Origin of the sequence: Thalassotalea sp. HSM 43 (assembly GCF_004752005.1) — a bacterium.
Lineage (GTDB): Bacteria > Pseudomonadota > Gammaproteobacteria > Enterobacterales > Alteromonadaceae > Thalassotalea_A.
The window spans coordinates 3,708,119-3,721,761 of sequence record NZ_CP038493.1 but is presented as its reverse complement, the minus strand read 5'-3'; the positions used below and the strand labels follow the sequence as shown (position 1 = coordinate 3,721,761).

General features: G+C 43.2%; 6 protein-coding genes. All 6 read right to left on the bottom strand.

The annotated features are described in order from the left end of the window. Positions 1 to 86 precede the first annotated feature (86 nt). Positions 87 to 1,097: a quinone-dependent dihydroorotate dehydrogenase gene (pyrD, locus tag E2K93_RS16290; RefSeq protein WP_135440104.1), complete on the bottom strand. Its 1,011-nt coding sequence runs from the start codon at positions 1,095 to 1,097 to the stop codon at positions 87 to 89. Between the two features lie 125 nt (positions 1,098 to 1,222). Continuing rightward, positions 1,223 to 6,070, bottom strand: a complete 4,848-nt coding sequence (locus E2K93_RS16285) for an NAD-glutamate dehydrogenase (RefSeq protein WP_135440103.1) — start codon at positions 6,068 to 6,070, stop codon at positions 1,223 to 1,225. A gap of 350 nt (positions 6,071 to 6,420) precedes the next feature. Next, the gene (locus E2K93_RS16280; RefSeq protein WP_135440102.1) at positions 6,421 to 8,748 is read right to left on the bottom strand and encodes an efflux RND transporter permease subunit; all 2,328 of its coding nucleotides are present in this window, start codon (positions 8,746 to 8,748) and stop codon (positions 6,421 to 6,423) included. After that, positions 8,748 to 9,749, bottom strand: coding sequence for a WD40/YVTN/BNR-like repeat-containing protein (locus E2K93_RS16275; RefSeq protein ID WP_135440101.1), 1,002 nt, complete (start codon positions 9,747 to 9,749; stop codon positions 8,748 to 8,750). The genes E2K93_RS16280 and E2K93_RS16275 overlap by 1 nt, the downstream gene beginning before the upstream one ends. Positions 9,750 to 9,890: 141 nt before the next feature. Next, complete coding sequence (locus E2K93_RS16270) at positions 9,891 to 11,255, bottom strand: DUF1329 domain-containing protein (RefSeq protein ID WP_135440100.1); 1,365 nt, start codon at positions 11,253 to 11,255, stop codon at positions 9,891 to 9,893. Between the two features lie 8 nt (positions 11,256 to 11,263). Beyond that, positions 11,264 to 13,294: a DUF1302 domain-containing protein gene (locus tag E2K93_RS16265; RefSeq protein ID WP_135440099.1), complete on the bottom strand. Its 2,031-nt coding sequence runs from the start codon at positions 13,292 to 13,294 to the stop codon at positions 11,264 to 11,266. Positions 13,295 to 13,643 lie beyond the last annotated feature (349 nt).

The following is a 13,643-nucleotide window of genomic DNA, read 5'->3' as shown; positions in this document are numbered from 1 at the left end:
AAAGGAGCTCATTGAGCTCCTTTTATCTATTCATTTAAATCTATTCCCTTTAATCTATTCCATTTAATCTTGGAATAAATGGGCCATTAAAGACTGTCGACAATATCTTTAATCAAGCCAGGGCCTTCGTAAATAAAGCCTGTATAAATTTGCACTAGGCTGGCACCAGCCGCTAATTTTTCTTTCGCCGATGCCGCGCTGTTAATACCACCGACACCAATAATTGGCATCTTACCGTCTAGGGCTTTGGCGAGCATTCCAATAACTTCAGTACTTTTCTTTTGTACTGGCAGGCCGCTTAAGCCGCCCATTTCATCACCGTGTTCAAGGCCTTCAACACCTTCTCGGCTTAATGTCGTATTCGTGGCAATTACCGCATCGATATTGTTAGCCAATAAGCATTCAGCGATACCATTGATTTCTTCTTCTGTAGAATCAGGAGCAATTTTAACCGCAACAGGTACGTATTTGCCATGTTGTTCAGCCAAACTGGTTTGCTCTGCTTTTAACGCCGACAATAACGTATTTAGCGCGTCACCGTACTGTAGATCGCGAAGACCCGGCGTGTTCGGTGAAGAGATATTTACAGTAATGTACGTCGCATAAGCATACACCTTGCGCATGCAATGAATGTAATCGTCTTTAGCATTTTCTTCTGGGGTATCTTTGTTTTTACCGATATTGATACCCAACACGCCTTTAAAATTGGCGCGTTTAACCTGTTCAACTAAATAATCAACACCGTGATTATTGAACCCCATACGGTTAATAACAGCATCAGCTTGTGGTAGGCGAAAGATACGAGGCTTAGGGTTACCCGGTTGCGGGCGCGGGGTCACCGTACCCACTTCAACAAAACCAAAACCAAGTGCAGAAAAACCATTGATACACTCGCCGTTTTTATCCAAACCTGCGGCAAGACCAACCGGATTAGGGAATTCGATTCCCATCACATTAACCGGTTTGTTTTTAACCTTGGCACCGTATAAGCCTTTCATGGCAAACGCTGCAGGCATTTTCATCATATTAATGGTGAAGTCATGAGCCTGTTCTGGGCTCATTTTAAATAAAAGGTTACGTGCAAATGAATAAAGCATGATGTTCCGATTCTGTAGTAAAAAGCATTAAATGTTAGGGGATTAGATACAAAAACTCCCCGACGCGCGGGGAGTTTACCATTATTTGATGCTGAGCAAAACCAGCATTACATCAAGTTACTTGGTTAACTTACATTATGATCATTGTGATGTGACAACATCATCAATTCACGTAACGCGACTGAGAACTTAGCAAATTCGTGAGTTTTGCTGGTTCTAAAGTCAGCCAACACTTGACGCCAGCGCTCTAACGGTTGATCACAACTTTCGATCCAGTTATTGATCATCGCTTCAATGTCATTGCTGTCTGGGTTTAGACGCAAAATTGCCGTGGTTAATGCACGTTGTTGCCAATCAAGCTCTTCACGGAATGACGCTCTGGCTAGTGCTTGCCAGTGATTATCGACAGGTTGCTTGGTAATTTGGTCAAGGAACCAATGCAAGTCTAAGCGAACACCAATGTTGTAGTATAGCTTGGCGACCAAATCAATATCGCGCTGGTCTTGACACGCTACTTGAGCAATATCCATGGTCGAGAACAAGGTCGACAATTGTGATATACGCTCGGCAATTTTCGCCGGTACTTTTTTCTGCTTCAAACTGTCTTTAAAGTCGTGCAAGCCTTTCGCTTCTTTCGGATCTTGGAATTTATCCAATTTCGTTGTTAGCACCTTAAAGGTCGGTGCAAAGAAGTCGATTGACTGCTCAATAGTAAGTGCCTTATTGCGATGACGCAGTAACCAACGCGTTGCACGGCGGACGTTACGACGCAACTGGAACAACATCTCTGTTTGTACATCAGCATCAATCTTGTTATCAAGTTCGGTAATTTGTTGCCAAATATCTTGTAACTCAAAAATTTCGCTGGCGATGGTATAACACTTAGCAACTTCGGCCACAGGTGAACCGGTCTCTTCTCGCATACGAATAACAAAGTTAGAGCCCATGTAGTTACACAAGTCATTTGCCAATCGAGTGGCAATGATTTCGGCGCGCAATGGATGCGATTGCATCTCACTCTTGTAGGCATCTTGCAATTGCTTAGGGAATGCGGTGATTAACAGTTTACCTAAATATGGATCATTGGTGATTTCTTCAACCACCAACTCTTCTTTCAATACCATTTTACCGTAAGCAACGAGTACTGAAAGCTCAGGTCGAGTTAAGCCGCGATTTCTCGCCATACGTTCAATGATCTCTTCATCGGTTGGAATAAATTCCAATGCGCGGTCAAGCTTACCTTGACGCTCTAGATGATGAATAAAACGTTGTTGCTCTTTCAGTTTGTTGGCACCGCGGGATTGAGAAATCGAAATCGAGTGAGTTTGGTGATAACAATCTTCAAGCACAATTTCTTCAACTTCTTCGGTCATATCATAAAGCAACTTATTGCGTTGCTTTATGGTCAAATCACCGTTGGCGACAAGGGTATTAAGTAGAATTTTGATGTTAACTTCGTTATCCGAACAATCAACACCACCAACGTTATCAACAAAATCGGTATTCATACGTCCGCCACTGCGGGTATATTCCATACGACCTAGTTGAGTACAACCTAAGTTACCACCTTCACCAATGATTTTTGCTTGTACTTCTTTACCATCAACACGCAACACGTCATTGGCTCGATCACCAACCTCAGCATGGCTTTCGCTTGACGCTTTAATGTAGGTACCGATACCACCGTTCCAGATCAAGTCGACCTTCATCTTAAGAGCCATTTGAATCAGCTCATTTGGTGACATTGAGGCTTTTTTGGTGCCCAGCATTTGTTTCATTTGCGCAGACAATTTAATCGACTTTTCAGCGCGAGAGAAAATACCGCCGCCTTCAGAAATCAATTCACGATTGTAATCATCCCAGCTTGAACCTGGCAGATCGAATAATCGTTGACGCTCAACATACGTTGACGCGGAATCTGGTGTTGGGTCGATGAAGATGTGCATGTGGTTAAAGGCAACCTGCAAACATATGTGTTTTGATAACAGCATACCGTTACCAAACACGTCGCCGCCCATATCGCCGACTGCTAATACCGAAAAGTCAGTGCTTTGACAATCTATGCCAATTTCACGGAAGTGACGTTTAACTGACTCCCAAGCGCCTTTAGCAGTAATACCCATCTTCTTGTGGTCGTAACCAACCGAGCCACCGGATGCGAATGCATCACCTAACCAAAAACCGTAATCGTCGGCAATGGCATTGGCGGTGTCAGAGAATGTCGCGGTGCCCTTATCAGCGGCAACAACTAAGTAGGTGTCGTCTTCATCTAAACGTACCACTGACTCTGGATGAACCACTTCACCACCGACGATATTGTCTGTGATGTCTAATAACGCACGAATAAAGGTTTTATAACATTCACGACCTGCTTCAAAGATTTCTTGACGAGTTCCACCTACCGGTAACTGTTTACAATAGAAACCACCTTTCGCCCCCACAGGCACGATAACCGTATTCTTAACCTGTTGTGCTTTCACCAAGCCAAGTACTTCGGTACGGAAGTCTTCGCGTCGGTCTGACCAACGCAAACCACCACGAGCGACTTTGCCACCACGAAGGTGCACACCTTCGACTTGCGGTGAATAAACAAAAATTTCAAATTTCGGCAACGGCTTTGGCATCTCAGGGATCAATTCAGGCATGAGCTTAAATGATACGTATGACTTATCTTGGCCTTCAGCATTTGCTTGGAAGTAGTTGGTACGCATGGTCGCGTTGATGATTTCAACATAACGACGAATGATACGATCGTCATCTAAACTGGCCACCGAATCAAGCGATGCTTCAATGGTGTCCAACACCTTTTGAATGGCTTTGTCTGATGTTTTCGCTTTTGGATCAAACTTCATTTGGAACAAATTAACCAAAAGTTCGGCAAAGTTTGGATAACGCGTAAACGTTGATTCAATATACGTTTGCGAGAAGGTGCTGCCAATTTGCTGCTGATATTTCGCATAAGCACGTAAGATTGAAACCTGACGACCTGCAAGGCCTGCGCCTAGGATCAACTTATTAAAGCCGTCATCTTCTAACTCGCCATGCCACACTTTAGCAAAAGCGTTTTGGAACAAGGTTTGCACCTGTTCAAGATTAAATGCTTTATTGCCGGTCAGTAACATAGAGAAATCTAGGATCCAACACATCTCGCCGTCGTTACTGCGCACCATGTATGGGCTTTCGCCAATAACGCGCAAACCGAAGTTCTCTAACATCGGCAACACATCGGATAAATGTAGTGGCTCACCTTTGTGGAATAATTTCAGCTTAACAAAACGACTGTCCGCTTTTTCTTCCAACGGTTGATAAAACAACATCTCAAGTGGACTGTCATCGCTCACCGCTTCTAACTTGTCGATATCAACAATCGCCGTACCCGGTAAGACTTCGTCTTTGTAGGCCTGTGGGAAGCTGGCATATTTACGTGCCAACGCTTTACCCTGAACTTCACCCTTATTAGAATTTAGGGCATCGGCAAATTTGTCATCCCAACTACGGGCGGCTTCATTTAGGTTACGTTCGATTTCTTTCACGTTGATATCTGCTTTGGTTGAGTCCACACGGACAATGTAGTGAGTACGAGCCTGGACAGATTCAGAGAAGAAAGTATTGAACTCAACTTCATGTTCACTACCAAAGGCATCTTGTAATACTTTTTGCGTATCAATTCTTAATTGGGTGTTATAACGTTCACGCGGCACGTAGACCATGCACGAGTAAAAACGGTCAAATACATCACGACGCACAAATAATCCGGTAACGTCGCGCTCTTGCATTTGCAACACGCCCTTAACGGTTTGCACCAACTCTTCTTCAGTTGATTGCAAAATCTCATCGCGAGGATAGGTTTCAAGTATGTTGATTAATGTTTTAAATGCGTGCGAGCCAGGGGCGAATCCTGAGTCATCACACACACGTTGCACTTTATGACGGATAATCGGCAAATTAAGCGCGCTGTCATTGTAAAACGCACTGCCAAACAAACCTAGGTAGCGCTCTTCGGCGACCACATTGCCTTTGTCGTCAAATCGTTTAATACCGATATAATCCATGTGCGCCGGACGATGCACGCGTGATTTGCTGTTGGTTTTGGTTAATATCAATATGTTGTTGCCAAGCGCCATCTCTCTCGCTTGCTCAGGCAAACTATTCACCATGCGTACACCGTTGCTTTCATCGGCATCACGCATTAAGCCAAGGCTCGAATCATAGTCGGCTTGCAATGCAACGTCACCCTGTACCTCTTGCACCGTGTAATGACGGTAGCCCATAAAGGTAAAGTTGTTATTCAACAACCATTCTAAAAATTCTTTGCTTTCTTTGAAGTCGACAGCATCAACAAACTTTTTCGATTTGCTTAAGCCTTTAATCGAATCTTTGAACTTTCCGGTCAATGCCTGCCAATCATGTACCGTTGATAACACGTCTTTGTATACTGACGCTAATTCAGCGGTAAGGGTATCAATTTGCTCTTGTGCGGTAAGGCGGTCAATTTCGATGAAAAAGACGGTTTCAGTGATACTGTCTTTTAACGATTTAGAGGCATCGCCTAACGCCGATACCTGACCGTTGTAATCGCGTACGATATTAATCGGGCAATTGACAATTAAATGTGGCGATAAACCTAAGCGGTTCAATGCAATTCGAGTCGAGTCGACTAGAAATGGCGTGTCTTTCAAAATGATTTCAACGACGGTATGGCTTGATTTCCAACCATTTTTTGACACTTCAGGGTTAAGTACGCGAATAAACGCTTTATCGTCTTCACGAGAGTTTAAGGCTTTCCACAAACTCAGTGTTGCACCATAAACGTCGCTTTCGTTTCGACCAGCTAAATCGTCAGCTGACAAATTTTTGTAAAATAACGACGTGAATTGATCAAGTAACGGGGCCGTATCGGCAGGTACTTTTTCATGAATCAACTTTTTAACGTTGGTAAAAAGCACGGATGAGTGATTATCTAATGACGCCATCAATATTACCCTCAAATAGGCGAAAGGTTTATTAACCTACACAAACGATAACCACTGTTATGGCATTTAAAATCGCTTATGTTGTAATTATTGTTCTAAACTTTCACAACAAAATACAAAACATTTCTTTGCATTAAGCCAAATTAATAATTTGTTAGTTATTAGGATAGACTACGGGGGCGAATTCTATTAAGAAAATTAAGGTTTTGCGAGAACTTTTTTAGAGTAAAAGTACCAATTATTAAGCGTTTGTTAATCAAGGTTAATTTAATATTCAGGTGCCATAAATAGAAAATGGCCTTTCGGCCATTTTCTTGATTATTTATGCAAAACTTTCATTTTGCTGAAAATCAGTTTTTTCTTTTCCATAGGAACGTTGAAAGTGCTGGCAAAATAATTATTGCCGCCAACATGTTTACCAGAAACATAAAGGTCAACAAGATGCCCATGTCGACTTGGAATTTCAGTGCTGAAAAGAACCAAGTAGAGACACCAATTGCTAACGTCACACCGGTGATCAATACCGCACTGCCCCGCTCTTTTAATGCGCCAAGATATGCATCCGCCATCGACTCACCCATTTTCAGGCGCTGACTCATGGTCGATAGAATATAAATACCGTAATCGACCCCGATACCAACACCAAGAGCAATGACTGGTAATGTTGACACCGTCAGACCGATATCAAGAAATGTCATTAGCGCTTGAGCTAATGTTGATACAACATACAGAGGCACGATAACGACTATCGTCGCTCTCACAGAGCGAAAGCTAATCAAACACAATAAGGTAACCGCCGCATAGACATACAGCATCATAGGTAACTGTGCTTCGGCAACGGCTTCGTTTGTCGCCGCCATAACACCCACTGGGCCTGACGCCAGTTTAAACTGAATCTCATCGGTGCTTAATTCTGCAAGATTCAATTTTACCGCATCAACCACGCGTTCGATGGTTTGCGCTTTGTGATCTTCCATAAACAAGATAATCGGCATCGCACTACAATCTGTGTTTAACAGACCACTGGTGGTTGGCACCAAGGCAATAGATTGCACCAAAGATGATGAATTACGCGGTAATACATGCCAACGTTTATTGCCTTCGTTGAAGTTCGAATTAACTTTTTTCGCAACTGTCGCCAACGATACTGCTGATTGTACGCCGTCAATGTTCTCTAGTCGCCATTGCATGGTATCAATGGTTTCCAGTACCTCATGATTAATACAAGAGTCACTGTAGGTCTCGACAACCACCGACATGTAATCAACGCTGATGGCATATTTATCGGTTATTAAGAACGTGTCCTGATTATAGCGAGAGCTTTCATGCAAGGCAGGAGCACCGGCATGCAATTCGCCAATCTTTAACTTTTCACTCTGATTAAAGCCCCATAGGAACAACACCGCTGTAACCGCCAGAATGATGCCCGCAGCTTTCGGTGAGCTAACAATCGCGGCTTTCTTCCATAACAAGCGATTCATCAATTTGTGATCGGCATTCTCGATAATTTTTCTTTGCTCTTCTTGATCAAAGCGAACAAACGACACCAGCACAGGTAACAGCACCAAGTTGGTAAAGATAATCAAGCCAACACCCAACGACGCGGTGATTGCTAATTCACGGATAATGCCGATATCAATCGCCAATAAGGTTAAGAAGCCTACGGTATCTGATAGCAACGCAATACCGCCTGGTACCAACAGACGTCTAAATGACTGTTGTGCCGCTTGCTTAGCGTTGTTGCCTTTAGCCACTTCTTTGGATATGGCGTTGATCATCTGCACACCATGAGACACACCGATGGCGAACACCAAAAACGGTACCAAAATTGACATCGGATCAAGACCAAAACCGAGCTCGGTGAGCATGCCCATTTGCCATATAACCGCAATAAGCGAACAGGTTATTGGCAACAGTGTTAAGGTGATCGATTTACAGAACAGATAGACCATAACCGCAGTAATGGCGATGGCGATGGCAAAGAAGGTCACAACACCTTGTGCACCGTTAGCAATATCACCGACCATTTTGGCAAATCCAATAATGTGAATACTGATATTGTCTTTTTCAAACTTGCCACGGATTTCGTCCTCCAATTGCTTGGAGATTTTTAGGGTATCAAGTTTCTCGCCGGTCTGTGGATCCATTTCCATCAGAGACGCTTTAACCATGGCACAACTGTAGTCATCAGAGACCACTGAGCCGACGATACCGGCCTTTTCAATATTACTCTTAACCGTCGCTAAACCCTGTTTATTGGGTTTAAAGTCCGCAGGAATGACCGGCCCACCGGCAAAGCCATCCTCGACCACTTCAACAAAACGCGTCGATGGTGAATACAAAGAGTTAACCAAAATACGATTGACGCCAGGAATAAAAAACAACTGGTCGTGCACGCCTTTTAAGGTCGAGAAAAATGGTTCGTTAAAAATATCACCATCGGTATTACATACCGATATCAAGACATTATTGGCACCACCAAAGTCTGTTTGGTGTTTAAGGTAAGTCTGCATGTAGCTGTGTTGCAGAGGGATATTTTTTTCAAATGAGGCATCAAGACGAATATTGGTCGCTTGAGCCAGCAAGTAACCGGTAATAAAAAGGAAAACGCCCAACACCGTAAATCGAAATCGAAACAGGTTGCGCTCAAAGTGATTCAAGAATTTTTTAAATATCATTATTGTACATCCAGAACTTTCATTCCAACTTCTGAAGCGACGACGAGTTTATCGTTAAACCAAACTCCCGCAATAAGCGCCTTACCGTCTTTTTCAGTGGTCAAGGTAAACTGTTTGCCATCATCACTGGCTAGCAATACACCGGCATTGGCTAAGACAAAGACCTTGCCATTATCATTCGTCACGATACCGTTTAACAAGGCAATGGAATCAATCTCAACGTGCTGCCATTGCGTGCCGTTGTCTTCACTGTAAAACAAATTGCCACGCAGACCTGCTGCCAACATCACATTGCCCTTAACCACAGCGATATCGAAAAATGAGCCGATATACACTTCATCAAGCAATTGCCAGGTTTTACCCCAATCACCGCTTTTAGCCATCAAGCCAATTTCACCTGCTAGAAATAACTCGTTTTGATGCATATACAAGGCATTGAAATGTGGCAAAATGCTGCCAATTTCTTCTTTGTAAAACTCAGGATCTTCAAGCTTAAGATCTTCCAAATACAATTGGTCGTCTTCATTGAGCAGCTCTAAGTGATATTCTTCCTGCCACGTCTTGCCGCCATCTTGGGTGCGATACATAAAACCATAGGCGCCTACCGCGATACCGTTATTGGCATCGAAGAACATCAAATCAAATAAAGGTCGTTCGAGTTCAGGCTTATAGTTTTGCAATTGCCAGCTTTTACCACTATCAGTGGTGTGTAATATCACTGAATCATGACCAACCGCCCAGCCGGTTTGCTCATTTAAAAAGAAAAGTTTATTGATTGTCGATTGGGTTGGAACAGCGGTTTGTTGCCAGTTTTCGCCATCATTTGAAGTCAGAATATGACCTCGCTCTCCGGCAGCAATCAAAGTCTCACTGTTCACTTTAATCACATCTAACATTAAAGACTTACTTGCTAAAGGTTGCATTTCTGCATCATTCGCCCATACCTTGCCTGTCATTAAGACAAGTAACGCGAGCAAACAACTTGTTATTGTTTTGTTCATTAAAAGCAGTACCTACTCAGGTTATCTATTCTGCTCACTTATACACGTATATGGCACAATACTCAAGACATCGGATGAGTGTTCACGTAAGCAAAAAAAACGGTTGGCCAAGCCAACCGTTTATTATAATCAGTTTGTCGGTTAGCGACGTCCTTCTCGACGCAACGCCGAAGAAGTAAAGTCACGGTCTTTAACTTTAGGAGCAAAATCGTACATATTGTGCTCATTATCTAGACCAATCGCGATATAACGGCGAGAGTTAAGATCGTGATACACCTCAAGTGTAGACCATTGCGCCGGTAATTCGTAGTAATTCAAGCCATGTGCTTGCGCTACACGATACAACTGATCGCGGTTATCGTACATGTCAGAAACCGATACTTGCCAGCTGTCTTCGTCAATGTAGAAAACGCGGGTTTTGTATACATGGCTGGTGCCATCTTTAAGTTTTGCTTCCACAACCCAAACACGGTGTTTCTCGTAGCGAACCAAGTCAGAGTTGATATGGCCTTTCTTAAGAATTTGATCGTATTTAACTGAGTCGCTGTGCAAACGGTAATCGTTATATGGAATCAATAATTCCTGCTTACCTTTTAACTCCCATGTATAACGATCTGGTGCGCCGTTAAACATGTCAAAGTCATCGGTTGTACGTAAACCATCTGACGCTGTACCTGGTGCATCATAAGCAACGTTTGGCGCACGACGTACACGGCGTTGACCTGTATTGTATGTCCATGCCTGACGAGGCGTTTTCACCTGATCCATTGTTTCGTGTACAAGCAATGCAGTACCAGCCAAACGTGCTGGCTCTGACACTTTTTGCTTAAACTTAAACAGAATATTGGTCTTTTCCAAGTCTTCATAGCTTGCGCCTTGAACACCGTAAGGAATGATCAACGATTCATCAAAACCAATGTAAGTGTAATCACCGCTAGCGGTAGGCGCTGCCTGACCACCTTCGCGAGCGATACGCTCACCACGGTAACGTAAGGTATGGTTCCAAATCGCTTCCAAACCGCTTTGTGGAATTGGGAACGGTACGCCAACAGCCGCTTTAGTGATACCGTTACCGTCACGAATCAATTCTGAACGGGTCGCATTTTTAACGGTTTCATCATATACATGCTGTGGGTATGACGCACTGCGGCGAGTCTGATAGACATTCATTTTGAATGTCTCAGGATACAGTTCAAACAATTTCATTTGACCCGGAGTCAAAATATCTTTGTATTGCGCTGCGTTTTGCGCAGTTACCGTATATTGCACTTTATCTTCTGGGTACGGGTCTGGGTGATGATCACCAACAGTGTAGCCAGCCGGAGCCTGTGTAATACCGCCAGTCCAGGCTGGAATCGAACCGTCTGCATTAGCAGCGGTTTCCGCGCCCATAGGCGTTAATTCTTTACCTAGCTTGGCTGCCTCTTCCGGCGAAACCTTAGCTATAGATGACGCTGAACATAATGCCAAGGTCACTGCTAAAGATAAGCTTGTAATTTTTTTCATGTCTACCTCTAGATTGAGTACTTGATGTTAAACGAGACAAAGTCACGGTCTTCGATCCGATTGGTTGTACCTACACCGTCAAAAAACGCGTTGTAGTTTATATCAGCGGACCATCGGCTTTGATAATCAAATGAAACGCCAGCGGAAACTGACTTTCTCTCTTCAACAAATAAAAATAGTGGATCTGGTGTAATACCATTAACATCATGCGAGAACACCACACGAGGTGCGACATTAATGCCCCAGAATACATCGTTGTAATCTAATTTCGCCAACACGCGATAACCCCAGGCACTATCACTTGGGAATGGGTTGGTTTCTGTGCCACCAAACAATACCATTCGACCATCTTGCGACAGCGGAGTTCCTGAACGGGCGCCACCTGGGCCATTTAGACGTAATTCATCATGCGATGGCATGTCCTGAATACTGATACCACCAACCTCTAGTAAAGTGGTAAATTGGCCAGCGCCAAATGTTGGCCCCCACAAATTAGTTAGCGTGATTTGTGCTTGAATCGTATCTAGCTCGATATAACCTTGTGCTAATTCGCCTGGCGGAATATCGTCCATCTGTGAAATACCGTCAAGTGGTGCCAGACCTGCCGCAGCAAGTTGCTCTGGAACAGCAGCAAACAGTAATTCAACGTCATCAATTTGTAGTGGCTCATCTTCACGGTATGACACTTCACCCGCTACCGATGTAACACCTATGGTGGTGTTAAAGCTCAAGCCATACATGTTGATGTCTTCAGGGTAGATAAATAATGCTTTCGCATAGGCGTTAAGGTTAGTGATATTGTCTTCCGTGATGCCAGCATTTAACTGCGCCAAATCCGCTGCCAGCGCTGGGGTTCCAAAGTCCGCTGTTTGACCAGAGATTACCGGACGACGAGAATGATAGTTAACGTAATATAGCGCTAATTCAGTATCGTTTAATTCAGGGAAGAAATACGAGAATTTCAAACCATACTGACCGCCATCTTCAGGCTCAATTTCACCCTTTTCATTTTCTGGCGTTAACGTAGCCGCACGTGCTAAATCGATATAATCGCCTAGCTTGGCGAAATCTGCCGGAGTACCGGTCAGTGAATCACCGAGTTCATTTAACTGGGCTACTAACTCTTGCAAGTTGATATCGGCTGTACCACCAAAACCTAACTGAATATTGTTGTTGTAACCACCAGAACCGGCGAAATCATTGGTAGAAAAATAACTGCCTGGGGCTGGAAGAATTGATTGCTCCCAACGGTATTGGTAGAAGGCTTCAATATTGAAGTTTTCCGTTACACCAACAGATGCCCAAACAGCACCAAATGGAATAAAGGCTTCTTTAAGTTCGGCACCAGGTGCTCTTAAACGAGCGATATCAACTGGGTTGATTTCTGAAATACCGTGCGCGATCAAAGTCGACTCACCCCAACCGATAAGTTGGTCACCGACACGAATACTTACTGGCACATCACCAAAATACAAATCGGCGTAAACAAACGCGTCAAGTAAGCGAATATCGCGACAAATTTCGTCTTTAGCGTCGTCATCATCACATGGGCTATATGATTCACCGGTTAACGGATTCACGTATGGACGATCGTTGTCCATCATTTCAAAGTCATAGAAATACATACCACGACCAAAGAAACCGAAATCACCGATATCTGCGGCGTAACGAATATCCAGTTCATGCGAACCTTTTAATGTTTTTGAAAAAGCTTCACCAGAATCGTAATTCAGGTTACCCAAATCACCATTACTTGAATACGAACCAGGCAACGCCCAAACCTGACCTTGGCTGTAACTATTGTTCATCCAATCAAGGTTGTTTTTAAGGTTGTTAGACTTGGCGGTGAGATTACTCCAATCACGATTTTCTATTCGGTAACTTTCACCGTAAGAAAAGGTAGAATCAAACGATACTTCAAATTCACCTACATCGAATCGGACAGCATGGGAAGGCATGGCGCTAAGAAACAGCAGACCCGCTGCGACGCTTTTAGCAACCGGGCTTTTACCAAACTTACGCAAAGAACTTGGCTTCATTTTTTAAATCCCCGAGAGTTTCGAAAAACTTTTGTTTGTTATTAGTTATTTTTCTAGTTTAAGTAGAACTCAAACAATCATTACACTATTTTAGCATCTAAGCAACACAAAATAACAGACGTCAACCCTATGTAAATAGGTGCTTTGTTTGCAATTTACCCAATTTACCATTAACAAGTTTTAAACAAGCGTTTAAAACTTGTACGAATTAATGAATACGCTTAAATCATAGGTGTGAAACCCATATTGTGCAAAGTCAAACAGGGTAATGGTCAGACCAGCGTTTAAAGTATTAACTCTAAAGGTAATAAGCTTGTTAACAAAAAAAGAGAGAAAATAAAAAATATTT

Bases quoted from the DNA above. Each gene is read 5' to 3' on its own strand.
- E2K93_RS16275 (WP_135440101.1), bottom strand. From the start codon at position 9,749: ATGAACAAAACAATAACAAGTTGTTTGCTCGCGTTACTTGTCTTAATG.
- E2K93_RS16265 (WP_135440099.1), bottom strand. From the start codon at position 13,294: ATGAAGCCAAGTTCTTTGCGTAAGTTTGGTAAAAGCCCGGTTGCTAAA.
- E2K93_RS16280 (WP_135440102.1), bottom strand. From the start codon at position 8,748: ATGATATTTAAAAAATTCTTGAATCACTTTGAGCGCAACCTGTTTCGA.
- E2K93_RS16270 (WP_135440100.1), bottom strand. From the start codon at position 11,255: ATGAAAAAAATTACAAGCTTATCTTTAGCAGTGACCTTGGCATTATGT.
- pyrD (WP_135440104.1), bottom strand. From the start codon at position 1,097: ATGCTTTATTCATTTGCACGTAACCTTTTATTTAAAATGAGCCCAGAA.
- E2K93_RS16285 (WP_135440103.1), bottom strand. From the start codon at position 6,070: ATGGCGTCATTAGATAATCACTCATCCGTGCTTTTTACCAACGTTAAA.